Origin of the sequence: Burkholderia diffusa, from assembly GCF_001718315.1 — a bacterium.
GTDB classification, from domain to species: domain Bacteria; phylum Pseudomonadota; class Gammaproteobacteria; order Burkholderiales; family Burkholderiaceae; genus Burkholderia; species Burkholderia diffusa_B.
Window position 1 is genome coordinate 2,421,800 of the sequence record NZ_CP013363.1, and the last position, 23,368, is coordinate 2,445,167.

Annotated in this window: 16 protein-coding genes; 3 read left to right on the forward strand and 13 right to left on the reverse strand. The window is 65.8% G+C overall.

What is annotated here, in order from left to right:
- Positions 1–11: 11 nt before the first annotated feature.
- Both WI26_RS26020 and WI26_RS26025 read right to left on the reverse strand, forming a co-directional pair.
- Complete coding sequence (locus tag WI26_RS26020; RefSeq protein WP_069227653.1) at positions 12–3,800, reverse strand: DUF748 domain-containing protein; 3,789 nt, start codon at positions 3,798–3,800, stop codon at positions 12–14.
- A gap of 152 nt (positions 3,801–3,952) precedes the next feature.
- Positions 3,953–5,392, reverse strand: a complete 1,440-nt coding sequence (locus WI26_RS26025) for a DUF1254 domain-containing protein (protein ID WP_069227654.1) — start codon at positions 5,390–5,392, stop codon at positions 3,953–3,955.
- A gap of 376 nt (positions 5,393–5,768) precedes the next feature.
- Between WI26_RS26025 and WI26_RS26030 the strand changes: the two genes are divergently transcribed.
- Positions 5,769–8,567: a heavy metal translocating P-type ATPase gene (locus WI26_RS26030; RefSeq protein WP_081334352.1), complete on the forward strand. Its 2,799-nt coding sequence runs from the start codon at positions 5,769–5,771 to the stop codon at positions 8,565–8,567.
- A gap of 169 nt (positions 8,568–8,736) precedes the next feature.
- Here the strand turns inward: WI26_RS26030 and WI26_RS26035 are convergent, their stop codons facing one another.
- The 4 genes from WI26_RS26035 to WI26_RS26045 form a co-directional block, all read right to left on the reverse strand.
- Positions 8,737–9,216: a GNAT family N-acetyltransferase gene (locus WI26_RS26035; protein ID WP_059467282.1), complete on the reverse strand. Its 480-nt coding sequence runs from the start codon at positions 9,214–9,216 to the stop codon at positions 8,737–8,739.
- A gap of 159 nt (positions 9,217–9,375) precedes the next feature.
- On the reverse strand, positions 9,376–9,531 hold the full coding sequence (locus WI26_RS32800; RefSeq protein WP_167359264.1) for a hypothetical protein: 156 nt from the start codon (positions 9,529–9,531) through the stop codon (positions 9,376–9,378).
- A 175-nt stretch (positions 9,532–9,706) separates the two neighbouring features.
- Complete coding sequence (locus WI26_RS26040; RefSeq protein WP_069227655.1) at positions 9,707–11,119, reverse strand: FtsB family cell division protein; 1,413 nt, start codon at positions 11,117–11,119, stop codon at positions 9,707–9,709.
- 104 nt (positions 11,120–11,223) lie between these two features.
- Positions 11,224–11,922 carry an MgtC/SapB family protein gene (locus tag WI26_RS26045; RefSeq protein WP_069227656.1) on the reverse strand — a complete coding sequence of 233 codons (699 nt, stop codon included), beginning with the start codon at positions 11,920–11,922 and terminating at the stop codon, positions 11,224–11,226.
- Between the two features lie 106 nt (positions 11,923–12,028).
- Between WI26_RS26045 and WI26_RS26050 the strand changes: the two genes are divergently transcribed.
- Positions 12,029–13,138: an AGE family epimerase/isomerase gene (locus WI26_RS26050; protein ID WP_069227657.1), complete on the forward strand. Its 1,110-nt coding sequence runs from the start codon at positions 12,029–12,031 to the stop codon at positions 13,136–13,138.
- On the opposite strand, the gene WI26_RS26055 is transcribed toward WI26_RS26050, so the two are convergent.
- Positions 13,111–14,736 (reverse strand): methyl-accepting chemotaxis protein, encoded by a 1,626-nt coding sequence (locus WI26_RS26055; RefSeq protein ID WP_069227658.1) that lies wholly within the window; start codon positions 14,734–14,736, stop codon positions 13,111–13,113. The two genes, WI26_RS26050 and WI26_RS26055, sit on opposite strands and share 28 nt — an antisense overlap.
- Positions 14,737–15,007: 271 nt before the next feature.
- Between WI26_RS26055 and WI26_RS26060 the strand changes: the two genes are divergently transcribed.
- Entirely contained in the window at positions 15,008–15,451 is a 444-nt protein-coding gene (locus WI26_RS26060; RefSeq protein WP_059467287.1) for a PaaI family thioesterase, read from the forward strand.
- A 60-nt stretch (positions 15,452–15,511) separates the two neighbouring features.
- On the opposite strand, the gene WI26_RS26065 is transcribed toward WI26_RS26060, so the two are convergent.
- From WI26_RS26065 to WI26_RS26085, 6 genes are all read right to left on the reverse strand, one after another.
- A complete protein-coding gene (locus WI26_RS26065; protein ID WP_069227659.1) occupies positions 15,512–16,561 on the reverse strand; it encodes a CaiB/BaiF CoA transferase family protein in 1,050 nt (349 codons plus the stop codon).
- 296 nt (positions 16,562–16,857) lie between these two features.
- Positions 16,858–18,123: a type VI secretion system protein TssL, long form gene (gene tssL, locus WI26_RS26070; RefSeq protein ID WP_069227660.1), complete on the reverse strand. Its 1,266-nt coding sequence runs from the start codon at positions 18,121–18,123 to the stop codon at positions 16,858–16,860.
- Between the two features lie 147 nt (positions 18,124–18,270).
- Positions 18,271–18,534 carry a PAAR domain-containing protein gene (locus WI26_RS31815; RefSeq protein ID WP_081334353.1) on the reverse strand — a complete coding sequence of 88 codons (264 nt, stop codon included), beginning with the start codon at positions 18,532–18,534 and terminating at the stop codon, positions 18,271–18,273.
- A 95-nt stretch (positions 18,535–18,629) separates the two neighbouring features.
- Positions 18,630–19,712 carry a DUF6396 domain-containing protein gene (locus tag WI26_RS26075; protein ID WP_236849336.1) on the reverse strand — a complete coding sequence of 361 codons (1,083 nt, stop codon included), beginning with the start codon at positions 19,710–19,712 and terminating at the stop codon, positions 18,630–18,632.
- A gap of 11 nt (positions 19,713–19,723) precedes the next feature.
- The gene (locus WI26_RS26080) at positions 19,724–21,289 is read right to left on the reverse strand and encodes a DUF6396 domain-containing protein (RefSeq protein WP_081334354.1); all 1,566 of its coding nucleotides are present in this window, start codon (positions 21,287–21,289) and stop codon (positions 19,724–19,726) included.
- An 87-nt stretch (positions 21,290–21,376) separates the two neighbouring features.
- Positions 21,377–23,347: a phospholipase D-like domain-containing protein gene (locus WI26_RS26085; protein WP_069227661.1), complete on the reverse strand. Its 1,971-nt coding sequence runs from the start codon at positions 23,345–23,347 to the stop codon at positions 21,377–21,379.
- Positions 23,348–23,368: the final 21 nt, after the last annotated feature.

Below are 23,368 nucleotides of genomic sequence, written 5' to 3' on the forward strand. Positions count from 1 at the left end.
CGTGATGCGGCTTACTGCAGGCCGAAGTCGACGCGGGTCGTCGCGCCCTTGTCCTCGATGCCCTTCGCATCGAGCTTCGGCGCCACGACGAACATGCGGCTCGAATCGATCTTGCCGTCGAGGTATTGGCGCACGGCCTGTGCGCGCCGCTGCGCGAGCGCGCGCAGCGCATTGTCGTCGGCCGGCGCGTGATCGGCGAGCGCCTTCTTCATGTCCTCATCGGGCAGCGTCTTCTGCAGGCCGATCAGGTTGCGCGGCTTCTTGAAGTCGGCGGCCTTGTATGCACGCGTCAGGTACTTGGTGTACTCGGCCGGTTCGACCTTCACCGACATCGGATCGATGCTCTCGCCCTGGCCGACCACGTCCTTCAGCTTCTGCTGACGCACCAGCCGCTCGACGTACGCGTCGCGCAGCCCCGGCGTGTCTTTCGCCGGATCGACGCGGCCGATCAGGTCCAGCCGGATCGACGGCTTCTCGGTCAGCATCTTCACGACGGTGTCGAGCTTCTTCTGCTGCGCGTCGGTCAGCGCGTAAGAGCCCGGCGCGAACTCGACGTAGCCGAGATCCTCGCCGCCGCTGCCGCCGAACGCATTTGCGAGCAGCGTGAACGGCGACGTGACCGCCTTCGCGATCAGGTTCAGCACCGCGCGCCAGATCAGCCCGCCGACGCTGAACTCCGGATTCGACAGCGAGCCCGACACCGGCAGGTTCACGTCGATCTCGCCGCGCGTGTTCTTCAGCAGCGAGATCGCGAGCTTCACGGGCAGCTTCGTCGCCGTGTCGTTTTCGACGTGATCGCCGAACGTGAGCTGGTCGATGAAGATGTGGTTGTTCGCCTGCAACTGATCGTTCGCGAGCTGGTAATGCAGGTCGACGTTGAGCTTGCCCTTCGTGATCGGGTAGCCGGCGTACTTCGCCGAATACGGTGTCAGGTTGGTCAGCTCGATATCGTGCGCGGTCGCCGTGAGATCCAGCGCCGGCTTGTCGATCAGCGGGTTCACCGAGCCCTTGATCGAGATCGGCCCGTTGCCCGCGAGGTTCGCGGCGACGTCGACCGGCGCGGACGTCGTCGAGTCCGTGCCAAACGCGCCGACCGTCCCCTTGATCGCGACCAGGTTCGCCGTGTAGTTCGGCTTGATGAAGTTGTCGGTGTAGGTCACGCGGCCGTTCTGCAGCACGAGCTGGCCGAAATGCATGCGCACCGGATTCTGCGGCGGCGGCGCGGCCTTCACGACGACCGTCGCCGATGCGGCAGCCGGCGCGGACGCCAGTTGCGCGGCCGCGGCCTGCGCGGCGGCCGGCGGCGTCACGCCCGGCGAAAGCGGCACCGGTTCGCTCTTGCTCGCGTCGCGCGTCAGCGATTGCGCGGGGCCCGTCTCCTTCGCGATGACGTCCTTCAGGTTCAGCCGCCCCTGCGCATCGAGCAGCACGCGGCCGTAGAAGTTCGAGAACGTCACGCGCGAAGCGTCGACGTCGGTGCCCTTTTCGTCGTAGTTCACCTTCAGGTTCGACAGCGCGAGCGAACGCCAGCCCGCGAACGGGTCGGACGTCGCCTTGTCGAGCATCCGCACGTCGACCAGCGCGACATCGCCGCGATAGGTCGCGCGCGGCGCGTCCTTCACCTGCGCGAACGTCAGGTTGCCCTGCGCGTTCAGCAGTGCGCTTGCGATGGTCGCGTTCAGCGCGCTGCCGAAGTACGGCTCGAACGCGGCCGCATCGAGCCGGTTGCCGTTGATCTTCAGGCCGAGCTTCAGCGGCTGCGCGGTCACGTCGCCCGACACGTTCACCGAGCCCTTGCGGTTCAGCGTCGCCTTCAGCTGCACCGGCAGCGACTTCGTCATGTCGTCGCTGAGCTTCTGCACCGACAGGTCGAGCGGCTTGATCGCGAGCTTCACCGGGCGCGGCGTCGACAGGTCCGTGAAGTTCGCGGACGATTCCTTCACGTTCAGCGCGTCGATCCGGTAATGCCACGACGGCGCGGCCGCCTCGGCCTTGCGCGCGACCGTGCGCCTGGGCACCGCCGCCTGCGCGGGTTCGCCCAGCGCAGCCAGGTCGATCTTGCCGTCCTTCAGGCGCTTCACGTCGAGCGCGAGCCCGGTCGCGTCGACGCTCGCGATTTCCGCGGTGCGCGCGGCGACGTCGACCTTCGCGATCTTCGCGCTCGCATCGGGCAGCACGATCGCGGGGGTCTTGGCGTCCGGCGTCGCGAGCTTGAGCGACTTCAGGCTCACCGTGCTGTCGGCAACCTGCGCGTCGAGCGGCGTCTTGCCCCAGTCGGCCTTCGCGTTGACGCTCGCGCCGAGCGTGCCGTCAAGCACGCGCGCGCGGGTCGCCTCGCCGAGATACGGCTGCAGCGCCGGCAGCGCGAGCGCGTCGACGGTCAGCTTCGTGTCGGCCTGCTTCGCCGCCAGGCTGAACGCGCCCTCGGCCTTCACGTCGCCGCCGCGCGACAGCGACGTCGACAGCGTGTATTTCGCGGGCGTCTTGCCCTGCAACGTGAAGCCGTCGAGCGTCGCGGCGAGCTTCGTCAGCGACATCGCGGTCGGCGTCGCGGGCACGCGGTCGTCGATGTTGATCGTGCCGCCGTCGATCGCGAAATGACGGATCGTCAGGTCGAGCGGCGGCGCTTCCTTCGCCACGGTTTCAACCTTCGCGCCGCTCGCGGCGCTCGCGGCGCTGGCAGCGGCGACGGTCGATGCGGCCGGCTTGCCTGCGTCGGCCTTCGGCGCGGCGACCGACGGCCCGGCGAGCTTCTCGACGTTCAGCCCCCCCTGCTTGTCGCGCGCGAGGTCGACGACCGGCTGGTCGAGCCGGATCTCGTCGAAATGCAGCGCATTGCGCAGCGGCTCGAGACCGGCGGCCGCGACGTGCACGCCGCGTGCGGCGAACAGCGGCGCGGACGCGCGGTCGGTCACCTTCGCGTCGTTGAAATCCACGGTGCCCGACACGCGCAGCGACGGCGTGTCGCCGCTCATCACGAAGTTCAGCGTGAGATTGCTGCTCAGCAGGCCGCTCGCGACGATCACCGGCAGCTTCGCCGGCGCGTACGAAATCAGCTTCGGCACGTCGAGCCGGTCGAATTTCAGCGCGACTTCCGACTCACGCGACAGCGCGAACGGCTTCGTCCTGCCGTCGATCGCGATCGGGCTGCCGTCGAATCGGGCGCGCAGCTTCGGCTGCACGAAGATGTCGGTCTTCGACGGCAGCGTCGCGATGAACGGAATGCCGAGCGTCCAGTTGTCGACTACGTGCTTTTCGTTCAGCAGGCGGTCGTCGAAGTCGATCCGGCCATCGTTGACCTGGATGTTCGACACCGAGAAATGCGTCGGCTTGCTTTCGGGTTTGGACGGCGTCGAGAACTTCTCGATCAGGTCGGTGAAGTTGAAGCGTTGCGCGTCGTAGCGGACGACGTGGAAGCGCGGCGAGTCGACGCGCAATTCGTTGACGATCGGCGCGCCGCGGAACAGCGACGCCCACGACGGCCGCACGACGAGCTTGCCGATGTCGATGAAGTCGCCCTGGCCGCCGCGCTCGCCGACGTGCACGCCGTCGGCTTCGAGATTCAGCGTGTAAGGGTTCAGCGCGATGCGCTGGATGGTGGACGGCCGGCCGAGCTGCTGGCTCAGTTGCTGTTCGGCGATGTGGCGGATCAGTGGCGGCGCTGCGAAGAATCCGAGCAGTCCGAATAAAACGAGGAAGATCAGCACGCCGAGGCCGATACGCCGGGTCCGGCGCGAGCGTGCAACGCCGCCGAGGGCATGGAGGGTCGAGGGTACGGTTTCTTTGTCTGCGCTTGACATGCTTGGATGCCTCGGGAATGGATGCCGGGCCGCGCCGGAAGACCGGTACGGCCACGCACGCTATCCCGAAAGTATAGGCTCAGGTGGTGACGGAACGACGTTCGGGCGAGGCCGCCGCGCCCGCGGATCGGACAGTGGCGGCGCCCGTCGGTTCATTTTCGGACGACGGCGGGCGGCATCCACGAGCCGTCGCTCGCCTGGGGCTTCGGCGCGTAGAGTCGCAGTGCGAGCGCGAAATCGGCGCGTGGCGCCGGCAGCCAGTTGGCCGCGTGCGTGCCGCCCGGCGACGCGGACACGACCACATCGATCGAGCCGTCGTGATTGCGGCGCAGCCGGTCGCGGTCGCCGAGCGAGCGGCGCGCCGAGCCGACATCGGGCAGCGAGCCGTTCGTCGCGTACGGCGTGAGCGTCCAGAACCCACGCACCGGCGGCAGCGCGCCCGGCGCGAAGTGCAGCACGTAGCGGTTCGCGCCGTTCAGCGGGTGGCCGTCGCTGTCGACACGCACGAGCGCGAGCGTCTCGTCGTCGCGCGTCGCCGTGCCGAACTGCGTGTACGCCGCGTACGCGCGCAGCGCATAGTCCTGGCCGTACTTGCCGGCCGTGTCGCCGATCCAGCTCCAGCCGTTCGCGCTCAGCAGGTTCGACGGCGGCGTCGCGAGCCGCGCGCGTGCCTCGGCGACACCGGCCGTCGCGGCGCTCAGGCGATCGCCCGTCCACAGCACCGGGTAACCGGCCGACACGCCGATGTCACCGAGCAATTCGTTCGCGTGCGCGTCGTCGGCGGGTGCCGGATTGTCCTGCAGCGCCTGCGCGAAGCGCGTGAAGAACGCCTTCGGGTCGAGCGCGGCCACCTGCTCGGCCGGCGTGCCGCCGCTCGCCGCTTCCGACGGCGCGCTACCCGCATGGACCGCGACCGACGCGCCGCGCATGCTGCCCGTATAGACGGACAGCGGCACCACGCGGATCGCCCGCTGCAGTTTCTTCACGTTCGTGAGGTCGCGCCCGCCGCTCGTCTGCAGCCGCACTTCGAGCCATGCGTTCGCCGACGGCACGTCGATACGCAATACGCCCTTCGGCAGCGTGCCCTGCCAGCCCTTCGCGGCGAAGGCAATCGTTTGCGATCGCGCGGCGCCGCGAGCGCCGCGCGCCGCCACGCTCGACGACGACCACAGCACGTTCGTCCACATGTCGAGCGCGCGGGCATCCCAGTAGCGGCCGCGGGTATCCGGCAGCGTCACGATCACCGGCTCGGCGCCGACGTCGAGCCAGCCGGTCGAGTCGAGCGTGTCGACGCCCGGCAGCGGCGGATTGAGCGCACCGACGGGCGGCAGCGCCTGCGCGTGACGCAGCGTGTTGAGCGGCGCCTGGCCCGGCTGCGCGCCGTCGCCGCCCGTCGCGGCTTCCTTCGCGACGTCCATCAGCACGAGCGGATAGGCGTATACATAGGAGTCGGCCACTTCGGCACGCATCCAGCCGGTTTTCCGCTGAATCGCATCCGGTTGCGACGCGCATCCCGTCAGCAGTGCCGCCAGAGCCAGCGACGCGCCTGCCGCGCGCCGCAGAGAAATTGATTCTCGTAGGTTTTCAATCATTGAGTACTGGCCGAATATCGTTCTTGTCAGTCAACGCCTTGTTCGACTCACGATCGGCGAAAGCAAGGCACCCCAGCGTGCCCGATTGCCGCTTTGCGGGGCGGACGCTGATGTCAGGCCGGTATCATAGCGCCTAAGGGCATCCCCCAATATGCCGAATATCGGGCGGAGCGGTAGCCGGCTCGTCGTCAGCCAGGACTTCGATTGATCCGGCCCCCTCGAAAGCCGCTCACCGCCTGCACGAGGCGGCACGACGCGCGAGAATGGATCGGCCGGCCGCACCATCCTGTATCGCATCGCCCCTTGACCTTCCCATCATGGGAATGTTGATACTGGCGTCATTCGCGGCACGAACCGCGCTTTTGGGGAATCGGACATGACTGAACCACTCGCCTCCGCCGCCATGCAAACGATCGAACTGACCATCGACGGCATGCATTGCGACGGCTGCACGGGCCGCGTGCAGCGTGCGCTGGCCGCCGTGCCGGGCGTCATCGAGGCCGCGGTCGATCTCGACGCGCATGCGGCGACGGTGACCGCTCAGGAGACCGTCGAGCCCGCACAGCTCGTCGCCGCGGTCGATGCCGCCGGCTATCGGGCAGCCGTGCGCGAAGCGGCTGTCGAAGCCGTTGCGACCGCGCACGCCGAGCACGCAAACGCCCGAGCCGCAACGGCGACGACGGCACAGCCCGCGCCCGCCGCCAGCATCGAACTCGACATCGACGGCATGACCTGCGCGTCGTGCGTGTCGCGCGTCGAAAAGGCGCTGGCGAAGGTGCCCGGCGTCACGCGCGCGTCCGTCAACCTCGCCACCGAGCGCGCGACCATCGACGCGGCACCGGACGTTTCCGCGTCGCAACTGGCCGACGCGGTGCGGCAAGCCGGCTACGGTGCGACGCCGGTCGCCGCGCCGCCGGCCGCTTCCCGCGATCTCGAATTCGACATCGAAGGCATGACGTGCGCCTCCTGCGTCGGACGCGTCGAAAAGGCGCTGGCCGCCGTGCCTGGCGTCGCGCACGCGTCGGTCAATCTCGCGACGGAACGCGCCTCGGTACACGGCACCGGCGCGCTCGACGCCGCCACGCTGATCGCGGCGGTCGCGACGGCCGGTTATCGGGCGTCGCTCGCCGCTGCACCGGACGCGGGCGTGTTGGCCGACGCCGAAGCCCGCGCCGGCGAACCCGCGCAAGCCCCCGACGCCCGCAAGCGCCGCGAAGCGATCCGCGAACGCAATCTCGTGATCGGCTCGGCCGTGCTGAGCGCGCCGCTCGTCGTGCCGATGCTCGTCGGGCCGTTCGGCGTCGACGCGATGCTGCCCGGCTGGCTGCAGCTCGTGCTCGCGTCGATCGTCCAGTTCGGTTTCGGCGCGCGCTTCTACCGCGCCGCCTGGCACGCCGTGAAGGCACGCACCGGCAACATGGACCTGCTCGTCGCGCTCGGCACGTCGGCCGCGTTCGGCCTGAGCCTGTGGATGCTGCTGCGCGACTCCGCGCACCCCGGCCACCTGTATTTCGAGGCATCGGCCGTCATCATCACGCTGGTGCGCTTCGGCAAATGGCTCGAAGCGCGCGCGAAACGCCAGACGACCGAGGCGATCCGCGCGCTGAATGCGCTCCGTCCCGACCGCGCTCGCGTCGTCGAGCACGGCGTCGAACGCGACCTGCCGCTGGCGCAGGTGCGCGTAGGCACGATCGTCAGCATCCGTCCCGGCGAGCGGGTGCCCGTCGACGGGCGGATCGTGTCGGGCCGCTCGCACGTCGACGAATCGCTGATCACCGGCGAAAGCCTGCCGGTGCCGAAGGACGACGGCGATCCGGTCACGGCCGGCTCGATCAACGGCGAAGGCGCGCTCGTCGTCGAAACCACCGCGATCGGCGCGGAGACGACGCTCGCGCGCATCATCCGCCTCGTCGAATCCGCGCAGGCGGAAAAGGCGCCGATCCAGCGGCTCGTCGATCGCGTCAGCGAAGTGTTCGTGCCGGCGATCCTCGGCATCGCCGTGCTGACGCTGGTCGGCTGGCTGATCGCCGGCGCCGGCATCGAGACGGCGACACTCAACGCGGTCGCGGTGCTCGTCATCGCGTGCCCGTGCGCGCTCGGCCTCGCGACGCCCGCAGCGATCATGGCGGGCACCGGCGTCGCGGCCCGCCATGGCGTGCTGATCAAGGACGCCCAGGCACTCGAACTCGCGCAGCGCGCCACGGTGATCGCGTTCGACAAGACCGGCACGCTGACCGAAGGCAAACCGTCCGTGACGGCATTCGACGCCGTCGACATTCCACGTGAGCAAGCGCTCGCTCTCGCGGCCGCGGTCCAGCGGCAAAGCGACCACCCGCTCGCTCGCGCCGTGGTCGCCGCGCACGATGCGGACGTCGTGACCCACGGCGGCACGGGTTCGACCGAGATCGTCGCGGCCGATGCGCGCGCGGTGGCCGGACGCGGCGTCGAGGCGCGCGTCGGCGGGCAGCGTCTCGCACTCGGCAGCACCCGCTGGCGCGACGAACTCGGCATCGTCGTGCCGCCCGAACTCGACGCGCGTGCCGCGGAACTCGAACGCGCGGGCAACACGATTTCATGGCTGATGCGTGCCGACGCGCCGCGCGCGCTGCTCGCGCTGATCGCATTCGGCGACACCGTGAAGCCCGGCGCGCGCGACGCGGTCGCGGCACTGGCGGCGCGCGGCGTCGCGAGCGTGCTTGTTACGGGCGACAATCGCGGCAGCGCGGCGGCCGTCGCGGCGACACTCGGGATCGGCGAAGTGCATGCGCAGGTGCTGCCCGACGACAAGGCGCGCGTGGTGGCCGAACTGAAACGCACGCACGGCGGAATCGTCGCAATGGTCGGCGACGGGATCAACGACGCGCCCGCGCTCGCCGCGGCCGATGTCGGCATCGCGATGGCGACCGGCACCGACGTCGCGATGCATACGGCCGGCATCACGCTGATGCGCGGCGACCCGGCGCTCGTCGCCGACGCAATCGACATCTCGAAGCGGACGTATCGGAAGATCCAGCAGAACCTGTTCTGGGCGTTCGTCTACAACCTGATCGGCGTGCCGCTCGCGGCGCTCGGCTGGCTGAATCCGGTGATCGCGGGGGCGGCGATGGCGTTCTCCAGCGTGAGCGTCGTGACGAACGCGTTGCTGTTGCGGAGATGGAAAGGCCGCGCACGGTGATGCGGGCGACGGCGGGCGTCGAGCCGTCCGACGGACGCCCGGCGCTTGTCGTATCGGGAATGGTTTGCCGAACGGCGGGGCGCAAATCGAATGCGCTGCGTCCGGACAGATCGCCGGACGAGGCCGGGAAAACGGCAACGCGCGTCACCAGCGCACGCACATACGGGCTTCAGCCCTGGACGACCGGCTTGATCAGCGTCGTCGTGATCGGCACGAAGCCGCACGCCCGATACAGTGCACGGGCAGCCGTGTTGTGATTGAACACCGACAGCCCGATTTCGGTGATGCCATGACGGCGCGCCTCGGCCTCGAGCGCGTCGAGCGCGCGCGTAGCCCAGCCCTGGCGGCGCCGGGTCGGGACGATGTCGAGATCGTAGATGAACAGCGTACGGTTCGGCCCTTCAGGCACGATCGCATACCAGAGATCGCCAACCGTGTCGCCGCTAGCGGCGTCGATCAGCTGGACAAGTATCTGGCCGGAGGTGAGCAGGCCGTCGGGCAACAGCGTATCGAAACAGGCCCGGGCGCGGCTCGCCGCGTCCTCGGTCGTGTTCTGCCCGGATGACACGAGATCGTGCGCGTAGCCGTCGATGGCGCGCGTGCGGTATGCGTGGAATTCACCGGCCGTCATCGGCCGCATCTGCAGCATGGTCCGGGTGTCGCGAGGGAAGTCGGACTTCCAGTGTAGCGGGACGGTCGCACCGGCGCGCGATGCGGCGGTGGAAAGCGGGCACGCAGTGTCGGCAAACGCCGCGCCGAATCAGCGAATCAGCGAATCAGCGAATCAGCGAATCAGCGAATCAGCGAATCAGCGACGGTACAGGACGATCGGCACGAGATTCGCACGACGCACGCGCTCGGCTTCGGCGCGACGCGCAGCGTACGAATATTCCGCGTCGAGCGGCAGGTGCGGGGAGACGAACAGGTCGTCGATCTTTTGCAGCAGGGCAAGAATGAAGCTCATGTGAGACTCCTGACAGATGGCGCTAGGGTTTTCCCTTAGATGGATGCCATTCTAAGGGTTTTCCCTGAACTCTGCCAGCGCACCGCATCAGTTTGCCGCACCCGCGCCACGGCCGATCGATGGCCCGCCCCGACGTGCGTTGCCACATCGGGGTTTGCAGGTAGGGTCGGAAGATTTAACGCGTTCGACGCGCGCGCTTCGCGGCCGCCGCCTCGCGATTCGCATTGCGCTGCAACCGGTCAACTTGCGACAGCATCGCTTCGTGGTGTTCCGCGAGCGTCATCAGCGTGGCCTGCTGGGTCGACAGATCGGCAGCCAGCCGGTCGATCCGCTGCTGCCGGGCGTCAAGTTCCTGCTTCAGGTGCGCGATCTGCCGCGTTTGCAGCACCAGCGCGACGAGCCCCGCGAATACGACGATCGCCAGCGCCAGCAGCAACCGGTTGACGCGCCGCATCTCGCGATCGGCCGCCTGCTTCATGCCGGCAGTCTCGGCCTGCAGCGCGACGAGCCGGTCCGACAGCGGGCGAAGTTGCGTGTCCGGATCGAAGGCGGACGCACTCGACGTGGCCGGTTGCGCACGGTCCGCCGACGGCTTCGTCACGAAGGACGCCGCGGAGGCAACGGGCTGCACGATCGGCGAGGCGGGCGCTACAGCTGCTCGCGCAGCGTCACGGGCAATCGCGGCGCCGGCGGGCGCGGCCGGTTCGGCAGTCGTGGACGGTTCAGTGGATGGCGCGGGATGCTGCGCCGGGGCCGCTTCCGACGCCGCGTCGACGGATGCCACTTCCGGCGCGCTACGCGCCGCTGCCGCTTCGCGTACGCCTGCGGCCACGCGGCGCTTGCCGCCGGAGGATGCGCGACGGCCCTTCGTGGTCTCGCCGGGCGCCCGCACTGCTTCGTCGCGCGTGACCGGCGTGGCAGCGCCTTCGCGCTCACTGCCCGCGTTCACGGATCGGTCGCCGATGACCGCATCGGCCGCACCTTCTGCCGCTCCGGCATTCGCGGTCGAACGATCGGCGTGCGTCCCGGCCGCGTCGCCGGCTTGCGCCACACTACCGGCCATCATCTGGCCGCCGTCGGTTGCGGGCTCATCGGCTGCAGTCGCGGCGGCACCATCGGGCAGCCGCGCCTCGCCGGGCTTCGCTGCATCGGCAGAGGACGCACGCACGGCATCAACATCGACATCGACCACTTCGCCGATTCCACGCGCCGACGCAGACTCCGCCGTTTTCGCAACGTCAGGCGCCGGCTCGACCGCACCGGCAACGACGCCCGGCGTGCCGAACCCCTCCAGCATTGCCTGCCGACCAGCGTCATCGCTGTCCGCGACGGCGTCCACCGTGTCGGCGTCCATCCCCCCGTCGCCGCGCGAGACCACCGGCCCACGCGCGGCCGGCTCGACCACCGGATCGCCGAACAGATCGAGCGTGCGTTCGTCCCGCGGCGCATCGCCGCCCGTCGCGTTGCCGGACCGCGCGATTGCCTTGGCGGCGGTGTCTGCCGCGGCCGCGACGGCACGCGGACGCGAACGAGCCGACGAGCGGTCGGCGCGGGAACGGGAGCGAGGCAGGGAAACGGATTCGGTCATGGAGTCGGATTACAGGCCCGCGAACGCGGAGCCGGATGTCGAACGGAATCAGTGACCGGCCATTGTCGCATGACCGATCGCCGATCCGGCCGATCGGATGCCGTCTATTCGTCACCCAACAACCCGCCGCCCTCCTCGAATCGCGTCACGCACGAAAGCGCGCGCAGCTTGTCGCAGATCGCGCGGTATTCGAGATCGGACACGCGCGCGAGCGCGATGCGCACCTCGTCGTGCTCGCCCCCATCGTCGGCGCGCTGCACGATGAATTGCTTCACGCGCGCGCTGTCGGGGCCGAGGGCCGCGTGCAGCGAATCGAACGTCAGCGCGCCGCTCACCACCGTCAGCGCGAGTTGACGCCGCTGCCGCACCGTGAAGTAGCGCCGCTCGAGCGGCTTGATGCCGGCCAGGATGATCAGGATGATGATCGTCGCGGAAATCGACGCGACGTACAGGCCGCCGCCCACCGCGAGGCCGATCGCGGCGACCGACCACAGGCTCGCGGCCGTCGTCAGCCCGCGCACGATCTCGCCGCGCAGCAGGATCGAGCCCGCGCCGAGGAAACCGATGCCCGATACCACCTGCGCGGCGATCCGCGACGGATCGAGCACAATGTGGTCGCTGCTGCCCAGCACATCGGCGAAACCGAACGCCGACACGATCATGATGAGCGTCGAGCCGACGCAGACCAGCATGTGCGTGCGCAAGCCGGCCGCCCACGAAAGGCGCTCCCGCTCGAAGCCGATGACACTGCCGAGCGCCGCCGCGAGAACCAGCCGCATCACGAGTTCCAGGTTGCCGAGCATCCGATTTCCCTCCTGTTTTGAGGACGGCCGCGCGGAATGGTTTATCCTTGGCCCCGGCCGCGCCGCTCCGCGCCGCCCCAATTCGATCCAAGCGTTCAACCCCGCCATGTCCGTTCCCGATTCCGCTTCCGCCCAGGCCGCCCGATTGCGCGACCATTTTGCGCACGTCATCCTGCCGATCTGGCAGGGTTCAGGGTTCGACCAGACGCTGCGGCTACCGTTCGAAGCCGTCGATCCGGCCACCCATGCACCGCTGCCCGTCACCCGTTATCGCGCAATGGCATGCGCGCGACAACTGTTCGTGTTCGCGCAGGCCGGCAACACCTCGCATGCGGCCACGCTGTTCGACTCGCTGTGCAGCCGCTTCCGCGACCCGCGCCACGGCGGCTGGTTCTACAGCGTCGACGCGCAAGGCGCGCCGCTCGACACGACCAAGGACCTTTATACACACGCGTTCGTCGTGTTCGCGTGTGCCGCATGGCATGCGGCGTCGGGCGACACCGCGGCGCGCACGGTCGCCGAGGACACGGCCGCGCTGATCCAGGACCGCTTCGCGCCGCAGCCGGGCACCGCGCTGCTCGACGCCGCGCGTCACGCCGATTTCTCGTCATCGGGCAGCGGCGCGCTGCAGAATCCGCTGATGCATCTGACCGAAGCATGGCTCGCGGCCGCCGATGCGTTCGGCGACGCCGCGTTCGACGATGCGCTAGCGCGCACCGCGCAGGCTGTCGAGCGCACGTTCGTCGATACGGCGACCGGCTGTGTCGCCGAGCTGCCGCTCGGGGCGGCCGACAACCGCTTCGAGCCCGGCCATCAGTTCGAATGGTTCTATCTGGTCGATGCGGCCGGCGCGCGCCTCGCGCAAACCGGGCTCCCCGACGCACTCGCGCGCGCGTTCGCGTTCGCCGAGCGGCACGGGATCGATCCGCTCACGGGCGCCGTGTGCGCGGCGGTCGACGCACAAGGCGCATGCATCGACGCCACGCAGCGAATCTGGGCGCAGACCGAATACCTGCGCGCGCTCGCCACGCACGGCGGCACGCCGGCCTCCGCGCCGCTCGCGCTGCAGATCGAGCGTTTCGCCGCGCGCTTCCTGCATCCGCGCGGCTGGTTCGAGTGCAAGACGGCCGACGGACAGGTGTCGCGCGCCGACATGCCGTCGACGACGCCCTACCACCTCGCGACCGCTTACGCGGCGCTGCCCGCCGTCTCGTAACCCGCGTCCGCGAACGACGCCGCGCGCTCGCCGCGAACATCGCGAGCCGCGCGCGCGTCGCCCAGTTCGAACACCGACACCGCCTGCATCAGGTGCGCGGTCTGGTCGTTCAGCGACGCGGCCGCCGCCGCGACTTGCTCCACCAGCGCCGCGTTCTGCTGCGTCAGCTGGTCCATTTGCGTGACGGCCTGGTTGACCTGCTCGATGCCGACGCTCTGCTCGACCGACGCGGCCGTGATCTCCGACATCGTCTGCACGACCCGCGCGATCGACGCCGACACCGTCCGCATCGCGTCGCCGGCCCGCTCGACGAGTTCCGAGCCGCCGTCGATCTGCGTGACCGACTCCTCGATCAGCGCCTTGATCTCCTTCGCCGATTGCGCGCTGCGCTGCGCGAGCGAGCGCACTTCGCCAGCGACCACCGCGAAGCCACGGCCCTGCTCGCCGGCCCGCGCGGCCTCGACCGCCGCGTTCAGCGCGAGGATGTTGGTCTGGAACGCGATGCCGTCGATCACCGAGATGATCTCCGCGATGCGCCCGGAGCTTTGGGCGATGCCGCGCATCCGGTCGATCACGCTGTCGACCACGCCACCGCCGTGGCGCGTCGCGTCGAGCGCCGCGTCAGCCAGCGCGCTGGCCGCACGCGCGCTGTCGGTGTTCTGGCGGACGGTCGCGGTCAATTCCTCCATGCTTGCGGCGGTTTCCTCGAGCGACGCGGCCTGCGTGCCCGTGCGCGCGGACAGGTCCGCGTTGCCGCCGGCGATTTCACCCGCGCCGAGGTGGATCGCGTCGGACGCGTGACGCACGGTGCGCACGGTATCCGCGATGCTCGCCTGCATCGCGGCAAGGCCGCGCAACATCCGGTCGATCTCGAACACGCCGCCTGCCCGCACGGCTTCGTCGAGCCGGCCCTGCGCGATGCGCTCGAAATGGCGGCCGGCTTCGTCCAGCGGCGCGACCACCGCGCGCCGCGCGGCAGCGTAGATCGTCGCGCTCGCCGCGAGCATCGCCACCAGCAGCACGATGCCGACCCACTTGAACCATTGCATCCCGCTATCGATCGTGGCGAGCGCATCGCGGCTCGATGCGCCGCCGTAGTCGGCGAAGCGGTGCAGTTCGGCGAGATACGCGTCCTGGAAGCCCTGCGTCGGCTGGTCGAGGAACGCCTGGATGTTGTCGGCGTCGAGGAACTGCACGAGTTCGCCCAGCGCGCCGCGCAGCGCGCGATAGCGCTCGGCGAGCGCCGCCACGTGCGCGCGGTTCGTCGCGTCCACGGCCTGCGCGGCCGTCAGCGCGGCGAACGCCTTGTCCGCTTCGGCGAGCGAAGCGCTGGCATGGCGGATGATCTCGTCGGGCTTCGGGCCGCCGCGCACCATCCGCGTGCCGGCGCGCGACAGGTTCACGCGTGCGTCGAGCAGGCGCTCGGTCGCCTGGCTGGCCGCGTCGACCTGCTCGATCGCGACGTTCGACAGATCGTCGACGCCGCTGCGTGTCGACGCGAGCGCCCAGAAGCCGAGCGCCTCGATCGCGAACAGAAAGAGGCAAAACACGGTCAACACGCCGAGCAGACCGGACGCGAGCTTGATTTTTCCGAACATGGGGGAGATTCCTGGAGAGGCGACGATGGAGCAATGCCCCGGCATTAGCGGCATTTCTTCGTCGGACTTTAGGAACACGGGGAGGAGCGGACGGCCGAGCCCCCGTCATTCCCGCCGAATCGCCGGCAAACGAGGACAACGCACGCGTTCGACGCAATAATCGCGTCGCATCGCGCCGGTCATTGCACGAAATGCGAACGAATTTCCTTGCTTATCCGCAGCCCCCTTCCTAGAGTTCAGCGCAAGCGGACACGCATTGCGAGGGCAGTCGATGACGGACATCACGGATCACGCGCGCGGCGCATTGCGCGCGCAACCGTTCAGCATGCTGCTGGGCACGGAGCTGATGCATATCGGCGACAACGAAGTGTCGCTGTGCTTGCCCGTGCGGGAAGAGTTGCGGCAGCAGCACGGCTTCGTGCATGGCGGCGTGATCGGCTACCTCGCGGACAACGCGCTGACCTTCGCCGGCGCGCTCGTACTCGGCCCGCGCGTCATCACCGCCGAATACAAGATCAACTACCTGCGGCCGGCCGTGAACGGCACGCTCGTCGCGCGCGCGAAGGTCGTCTATGCGGGCCGGCACCAGGCGACCTGCCAGTGTCATGTGTTCGTCATCGACGGCGATCACGAGCGGCTCGTCGCGATCGCGCAAGGCACGATCAATCGCGTCGGCGACGGCAAGATGCCGGATGCGCCGGAGGAAACGGCGTGAATCCGTCGCGCCGATAAAACATACCGCGTTGTCCGGAATGCGTTCGACGTCAGGACGCGGTCAATGCTTTCCGCCCGCCAAGGGCAAGAATCGGGGCGCTACGCGCGCCCGAACGTTTCCGTTCGCGTCGGTACGATAAATCCCGCGCGCCGAATTGTGCGGATGCTGGACCGCGTCGGACACGCTCAGCACCGGCGCAAAGCACGCGTCGGTGCCTTCGAGCAGCGCGCGCCAGTGCGCGGACGGCTGCTGCGCGAACACCTCGGCAAAGCGCGCCTTCAGCGCCGGCCACTGCGCGCGATCGTACTGCGATGCCGGATCGACGTCGGTCAACCCGAGCCGCTCGATCAGCAGCGCGTAGAACGGCGGCTCCAGCGCACCGATCGTCACGCATTCGCCGTCCGCGCAGCGATACACGTCGTAAAACGGCGCATCGTGGAAGAGGCTCGGCTGCGCGCCGTCGAGCTGGCCGTTCGCGCGCGCCCAAAGCGCCAGCGAGCCGAGCATCGACACGATGTCGACGATCGCGCCGTCGACCACGCGCCCCTGGCCGCCGCGGCGCACGTCGAACAACGCGCAGACGATGCCGAACGCGAGCCCGAGTGCGCCCCCCGCATCGCCGACGACCGTCGGCGGCACGCCGGGCCGTCCGTCGCGCGGCGCGGACAGCGACAGCAGCCCCGTCAACGCGACGTAGTTCAGGTCGTGCCCGGCCGCCGTCGCGAGCGGCCCGTCCTGGCCCCAGCCCGTCATCCGTCCGTAGACGAGCTTCGAATTGTGGTGTGCGCAATCGTCCGGACCGAGACCGAGGCGCTCCATCACGCCGGGCCGCAGCCCCTCGATAAGCGCGTCGGCCTGGGTGATCAGCGCGAGCGCCGCGTCGCGGCCGGCCTTCGTCTTCAAATCGAGTTCGACGATCGTCTTGCCTTCGCGCAGCAGGTCGCCGTCGCGGCCCTGCAGCGCGTCCGGCGCGCTGGTGCGGCCCGCCGGACGCGCGATCAGCGTGATGCGCGCGCCCATCCCGGCGAGCATCCAGCCCGCGAGCGGGCCGGGGCCGAGGCCTTCGAATTCGACGATGTGGACGCCGGAAAGCGGCGCGTTCAATGACATGGCGACCTCGCTGGAGTGCAACGCGATTAGACGGGACAAGCAAACGTTCCGATTCTATGTGAAGCGTGCGGCGCACGCGGCACGTACGGGAACGATGAAAATGGCCAAACAGCGGCCCGCATGCCATTCGCCCGGGCACCGCAGGCGCGAACGGCGTCGCACGCCCGAAAGCAAGCAGCGGCCCGATGAACCGGATCACCAGCGCGACGACGATCAGCGCAACGAATACGAGGAACTGGCGCGAGGCCAGAAACGACGAGGTTCTTCCTTTCTTATATCCCGGAAACGGATCTGGCTTATCGCGCGACGACGATCTCGACGCGGCGGTTCTGCGCGCGCCCCTGCGCGGTGCGGTTGTCGCCGACCGGATCGGCATCGCCTTTACCGGTTGCTTCGAGACGATTCGCCGGCACGCCTGCTGTCTGGAGCGATTGCATGACCTGGGTGGCCCGCTCTTCTGAAAGCGCCTGATTCGATGCAAAGTGGCGGCTTCGGATCGACACGCTGTCGGTGTAGCCGAGGACGGTAACCTTGCCCGGCACCTTGGCGATTTCAGCGGCGATCTTCTCGATCAACGGATTCATCGAATCTTGAACCGCTGCGCCGCCGGGCTTGAACATCGCGTCGCCGCGGAACGTTACGGTGCTGTGTTTTGCGTCTTCGCTTACGCTCACCATGCCTGCGGCGATCTCGTTTTTGAGCAGTTGTTTCAGATGGAGTTGCGGGGCGGGCGGTGGGGGCGGCGGGGTCAGGTTTCCGATCGCCGCGATCTGCTTCTGAAGCGCCGCGCCACGGGTCGACAGTTCGTATTTGAACCAGCCGAACAGACCGAGCAGGATCGTCGACAACACGGCTACCGTGATCCACACGGGGAAATCGTAGAAGGACAGGCGCTTGCCCTTCGCATTCGATTGCCAATGCGGCGAGAGCGTCAGTGGCACCGGATCGCGTTGCGACGTGATCTCGTTGTAGAGACGCTGGCGAATCGCATCGTGTTTGCGTTTGCCACCCGCTTCGAGACGGTAGCGCCCTTCGAAACCGAGGCTGAGTATGCGGTAGATCACCTCCAGGAGGTCCCGGTGTTCACGTGGATCCTCCAGCAAGCGGGCGATCAGCAGATAGACTTTATCCCCGCCGCGTCGGTCTTCGTGGAAAGTCGTTGCGAGGCCGCCATTGATCCATTCTATTCCCGCCCCGTCCTCCCTCGCCCAGGCGGTCTGCGTTGCCGCCTCGTCGAGCGCTGTGCACAGGCAATACCGTGCGCCGATCATGTGGTCGCGGCGAATGTTCGCCTGCTCACAGAGCTTCTGGAACACACGCATCTCTTGTTCGAGAAGCATGCGCAGTGCGAGTATCTGGTCTGGTTCGAGATACTCGGGCATACTCGCTTGCGCCCGAAGAAGCGGGCCTGCGGCAGCTCGCAACGGATTATCTGCGGCTAGAACCGCCTGCAACCTTTCCTCAAACGGAATTGCCCGGGATTCAGCGGATTCACGCCGTTCGGCCGCAGATTGCGCCTGGCCGGTTTCGGAATTGGGCGCAGGATTTGATTGATTACTCATCGCAGCATTTTTTATAGTTTATTGATAACTCAGTAGTATTAATTGTCGAATCGCGTGTTGGACGGCATTCGACACGAACATTCAATCTTCAACAGATGCGTAGGCGCAGACGTTGATCTCCGTTTTTTTTGACAGACTGATCCAGTGCTACGAGATCGACAACGTAGTGTGCCGACTGACCAGCACGCACCCGCATTTCGCGCGATGCCCTTCTAGGGCTGCAGGTTCACCATCCATCATGAAGGATTCCTCTCCTTCCATAATTTGATTGATTCCGTGTTCGTTGCAGCGAACGATATCTTCTCTGCGTGCAATTGCACGACCGTCAACGACATCTGTTGCAGCCCCCGTCAATACCTCGCCACCGAACGGCGCCAAGGCGTCGCCTACTACAATAATCTGTCGTGTCATCTTGTTTCTTCTTTCATACAGCTCGTCACGCTCTGATCTTCCATCGTTCGCGCCAAATCCCTAGCACCTCACTACCGGCGCCATGTTCGGGCCATTCATTTCGGTAGCTCACGAATGTCTAACCCACGTGCTGTGCCTTGATTCGGTGCAGGCGTAACTGGCTTGGCCGAATCGATCAGCGTCTTGACGTTACCGTCCCACTTGGGCAACGCCGCAGGCGGTAGTGGTAATACCTTGTCCAGGTTGGGGAGTTGCAAGCGGCCTCGGTAATGCTCCAAGACTCGAGCAATCTTGCTGTACCGTTCCGCGCGGGCGCGATCGATGTGGCCGACAAGATTACGTCCCTCGGCCAAGTTGAATCCGTCGAATTGGGTAAAACTCGCGCTCGCACATTTTGCGCTCCCGAACTTCACTCCCTCGTGCAGCGTCTCCAGCGCACGCCGCTTGGCCTCCGGGGTTTCCGGCCGAGCGTAGATATAGCTCAGTTTATGTGCGGCATCGCCATACCCTTGCGCCAACGCACACTCCAGCATTTGCGTCGCAATGGGTTCATTGCCCCAGAATTCGCCGCCCGGATCGTCATACGTGCCTGCGAGTTTGTGGCCGAGGAACGTCATCGCCGATGGGCTGCCCATGTCCGCCGCGCGCTGGAAAAACGCATACGCGCTCGTCGCATTGCCACCTCTGACCAGCCCCCTCTGGTGGTACACCCCCATGCGGTCGTAGGCGTCCGGCACACCCAGCTTCATCGCCTTTTCTACCCACGTGATCGCCACTTCCGGATCGCGTTCCGGTACACCCGGATATGTGCTCTGGATCAGCGCTGCCAGATTCAGCATCGCCTCCCAGTGATTGCGCTCCGCAGCCTGTTCGTATAACTGGTAAATCCGAGCATAGTCACGACGCTTGTAGTAAATGTCCGGATCGTCCAATACCAACGCCTGTTGGAACCATAGTTCAGCCTGCGCATCGATGGGCGGAACGTGTTGATCCTGGTACACGCACTTGAACTCCTTGCGATGCGGATTGAACAGCGGCAGTTTCTCGTAGCGTGGCAGATCGGACATGGCAGCGGTCAGTTTGTCGGTCAGGGTCGTCAATGGCCCGGCCTGTGCCCCTGAGACATGCAGGCACAGCACGGCAACGATGACGCGCAGACTCCAATCGGGCACGTTCATTACAGATCGACTCACAACGCGATCCTCTCGAAGCCGTCCGCAGTGCTTGCATTCGGACTACCCACATAGGTCCATTGCACGTGTTCCGGCTCAATATCCAGATAGCGATGGCCCGGGTCCGGAAACGATTGCCCTTCGTGGACGAAGGCTTGTTGATCCCAACGGTTGTACAGGTCCGCGAGTCGATGATCGACCGCAACACGTCCTTCCCAGATTCCAGCACGGGGACACTGCTCCAGCCCGTGGCAGACGAGTACTTCAGGTTGCGCCGACAACTGCCGCAGGAATCCGGCATCGCTCAATTGCGCGACGAAAATCTCTTTTGATGGTTGTGCAGGACGGGCATCGCCAAGGTAATGCCATTGCACCTGTTCCGCTTCGAGCCAACTGACTTTCGGCAGGTCAAAACGCTCGCCTGCCCGATAGCGCTCGGGGTTTCCGCCTCGGGCGAATCGGAGCTGGTCCTTGCGCATGGTCGATAGGCCGTAGAGGGCAAGCCAGTAGCCCGTCTCAGGCACTACCTTGTCCCCGGTCACAGCGTAAGTACTTTGCGCGAGCGGCAGGACGTCATGTCCCTCCGGCATGAACTCACGCCCGTCAAGCGCGGACACGGCGTTCTTCTTCGGTGCAGGCGTGACTGGCTTGGCTGCATCAATCAGCGTCTTGACGTTGCCGTCCCACTTGGGCAACGCCGCAGGCGGTAGTGGTAATACCTTGTCCAGGTTGGGGAGCTGCAAGCGGCCTGGGTAATGCTCCAAGACTCGAGCAATCTTGCTGTACCGTTCCGCGCGGGCGCGATCGATGTGGCCGACAAGATTACGTCCCTCGGCCAAGTTGAATCCGTCGAATTGGGTAAAACTCGCGCTCGCACATTTTGCGCTCCCGAACTTCACTCCCTCGTGCAGCGTCTCCAGCGCACGCCGCTTGGCCTCCGGGGTTTCCGGCCGAGCGTAGATATAGCTCAGTTTATGTGCGGCATCGCCATACCCTTGCGCCAACGCACACTCCAGCATTTGCGTCGCAATGGGTTCATTGCCCCAGAATTCGCCGCCCGGATCGTCGTACGTGCCTGCGAGTTTGTAGCCGAGGAACGTCATCGCCGATGGACTGCCCATGTCCGCCGCGCGCTGGAAAAACGCATACGCGCTCGTCGCATTGCCACCTCTGACCAGCCCCCTCTGGTGGTACACGCCCATTCGATCGTAGGCGTCCGGCACACCCAGCTTCATCGCCTTTTCCACCCAGCGAATCGCCACTTCCGGATCGCGTTCCGGTACACCTGGATACGTGCTCCGGATCAGCGCCGCCAGATTCAACATTGCCTTCCAGTGATTGCGCTCTGCGGCCTGAACATACAGCTTGTATATCCTCGGATAATCACGATCTTCAAACCAAACGTCCGGATCGTCCAATGCCAATGCCTGTTGGAACCATAGTTCAGCCTGCGCATCGATGGCCGGAACGTGTTGATCCTGGTACACGCACTTGAACTCCTTGCGATGCGGATTGAACAGCGGCAGTTTCTCGTAACGTGGTAGATCGGACATGGTACCGGTCATTGTTTCGGTCAAGGTCATCAATGGTCCTGCCTGAGCCCCAGCGGCATTCAATGCCGCAGCGGCCAAAAAAATTCTTGCATAACGAATCACAGAAGCCACCTTCCTTTACACAATTGCTGTTTTGTTCGATGACGGGACCGTAACCTTAGCGTGCATAGTGGATGTGGCGCGATAATCTTCGAAGCGCAGGAGAAACCCGTTCATAGACTTTCCACGTTGCTTCAAGTCATCGTTGTCGGCCATTTGTTCACTCCACTTGTCGAATACATCAGGTATCAACTCTTGATCGCCGGTTCCTCGGATCTTGGTCCCCGAATGCAACATGAACACCTTCTCACGCAACTTCGCCGCCCATTCATCCCCAGTCGCAGCAATATTGATCTCGCTATCCACCGACATGCTGCGCTGATTCAGGTTCGCGCTCCCCAGTGTCACGAAAACGTCGTCGATCAGCATGAGCTTGGAGTGGATATAAATCTCCCGATACGCCATCTGCCCGCCGACCACGCCGCTCGTACGCAATCGCGCAACGCTCACCTTCATTCCCAACGTGTTCTTGAGTTCTTCCACGCTTGGACGATCCAGCACCTTGTGCGTCGCCTTGACCTTGAGTGGATTCCCGTGTTCGTCCTTCAGATCGATGGTGTGCGTCGCATCCTTCGCATTCTCGTAGCGTTGATTGACCTTGCCCGTATCCACCAATTCGGCCTGACTGGGCATGGCGCTCCCGTGGCCCAGCTCCGTCAGTGTGTCGAACGTACGCGGAATCAATCCGTCATCCTCAGGATGAGGAATGACGATAAACAAGTGGAGCTGCGGAACTTCTGCTGCTGGCTTGTTGGAAAGCTTGTTCCAGGATCGGCAGAATTTCAGGCGCTGCTCCTTCAAATGCCGCGCAAATTCCGGATAAAAGAAATACTGATTCTCGATGTAGATATACTTACGGGCATAGGTAGTAGCCTGAAAGTACAGTTCCTTGATACTCTTTTCCCGCTCGTGCGGCTGGGTGCGCACGATCTGCACGGCCTGCTTCGAATTTCTCGGCAACGTCGGGATCCGGGACGGCACATCCGTCAATTCCTTTGTTTTCAGGGAATCGGATGCAAACAGATTCCAGCCTCGCTCGAAATTCTGATGCAGGCGCTTGAGCGCCGGGCCGACCACTCGGCACGCATAATCCTGAAGCGGCCTCGCGTGCCGATACTGACCGATGCCGAGCCGTTTGTTGGGGTTCTGGGTGCTCCGCGCCTGCTCACGTTCCCCCGCAAGCATTCCTGCCGTCCAGGTCTCCCGCCGCGGATCATCGATATCGTGTTTCGTACCGTCCCAATAATCCGTCACGGAGTTCAGGCCCATGACGTAACCGACGGCGTGTCGACCATCTTCGTACGCGTAATCGATCAATATCGGCTTCTGGTGATGCGTCGGAAAATTCAAAAGCAGGCCCTTTTCATCGACGGGGTTATGCCATTCGTACGCGGGTTTATCCTTCTCCTTCGGCTCCGCGTCAATCAAGGCTTCGACGTCGGATCGGGAAATGTCTCGAAGAACAATTTGGAGATTCGGATTTCTTCCGACACCTCGATTCCTCAGCGGAAGATTGTCAATCCACCATTTCCTGCAGTAGTCGTGCCGGATACGATTTCCATAAGGCCCCCCTAGCGGCCCTCTCTGAGCGTCCGTATAGCCTGGCATATTGTTCTGCTTGGTCGACGCCAGGAGGTCATGCCATATCAACAGCCGAACCCGCACCCGATTTTTGGCGCGCGTCGTAATTTCGTCCAGCAGCTCGCCATAGGTATGACCGCGCTTCCATTTCTTTCCGGTCCGCACAAGCTCCATGCCCGGATCGAATCCCCAACAGACGATATCGACTGTCGACCTGGCGTTGCGGATATCTTTTTCGATCTCCTTGAACCCTTCCTCACCGCAGATGACGAACTTCAGAGCGTTACCGTAGGTAATGGGGATACTCTCGCGCTTCTCCAGCAACCACTGGACTGCACCGTGAGCCTTGCGGCCGGCTTCATCGATCGCGATGTCGACAGGGTTGTGTGTCTTGATTTCATCAGTCATATCATCTCCCGTTGGAGTTGC

What these genes read in the sequence shown, in the direction of transcription:
- WI26_RS26060 (WP_059467287.1), top strand. Translation starts at nt 15,008, where the DNA reads ATGACGGACATCACGGATCACGCGCGCGGCGCATTGCGCGCGCAACCG.
- tssL (WP_069227660.1), bottom strand. Translation starts at nt 18,123, where the DNA reads ATGAGTAATCAATCAAATCCTGCGCCCAATTCCGAAACCGGCCAGGCG.
- WI26_RS26030 (WP_081334352.1), top strand. Translation starts at nt 5,769, where the DNA reads ATGACTGAACCACTCGCCTCCGCCGCCATGCAAACGATCGAACTGACC.
- WI26_RS26055 (WP_069227658.1), bottom strand. Translation starts at nt 14,736, where the DNA reads ATGTTCGGAAAAATCAAGCTCGCGTCCGGTCTGCTCGGCGTGTTGACC.
- WI26_RS26020 (WP_069227653.1), bottom strand. Translation starts at nt 3,800, where the DNA reads ATGTCAAGCGCAGACAAAGAAACCGTACCCTCGACCCTCCATGCCCTC.
- WI26_RS26025 (WP_069227654.1), bottom strand. Translation starts at nt 5,392, where the DNA reads ATGATTGAAAACCTACGAGAATCAATTTCTCTGCGGCGCGCGGCAGGC.
- WI26_RS26045 (WP_069227656.1), bottom strand. Translation starts at nt 11,922, where the DNA reads ATGCTCGGCAACCTGGAACTCGTGATGCGGCTGGTTCTCGCGGCGGCG.
- WI26_RS32800 (WP_167359264.1), bottom strand. Translation starts at nt 9,531, where the DNA reads ATGAGCTTCATTCTTGCCCTGCTGCAAAAGATCGACGACCTGTTCGTC.
- WI26_RS26040 (WP_069227655.1), bottom strand. Translation starts at nt 11,119, where the DNA reads ATGACCGAATCCGTTTCCCTGCCTCGCTCCCGTTCCCGCGCCGACCGC.
- WI26_RS26065 (WP_069227659.1), bottom strand. Translation starts at nt 16,561, where the DNA reads ATGTCATTGAACGCGCCGCTTTCCGGCGTCCACATCGTCGAATTCGAA.
- WI26_RS31815 (WP_081334353.1), bottom strand. Translation starts at nt 18,534, where the DNA reads ATGACACGACAGATTATTGTAGTAGGCGACGCCTTGGCGCCGTTCGGT.
- WI26_RS26035 (WP_059467282.1), bottom strand. Translation starts at nt 9,216, where the DNA reads ATGCTGCAGATGCGGCCGATGACGGCCGGTGAATTCCACGCATACCGC.
- WI26_RS26085 (WP_069227661.1), bottom strand. Translation starts at nt 23,347, where the DNA reads ATGACTGATGAAATCAAGACACACAACCCTGTCGACATCGCGATCGAT.
- WI26_RS26075 (WP_236849336.1), bottom strand. Translation starts at nt 19,712, where the DNA reads ATGAACGTGCCCGATTGGAGTCTGCGCGTCATCGTTGCCGTGCTGTGC.
- WI26_RS26050 (WP_069227657.1), top strand. Translation starts at nt 12,029, where the DNA reads ATGTCCGTTCCCGATTCCGCTTCCGCCCAGGCCGCCCGATTGCGCGAC.
- WI26_RS26080 (WP_081334354.1), bottom strand. Translation starts at nt 21,289, where the DNA reads ATGACCTTGACCGAAACAATGACCGGTACCATGTCCGATCTACCACGT.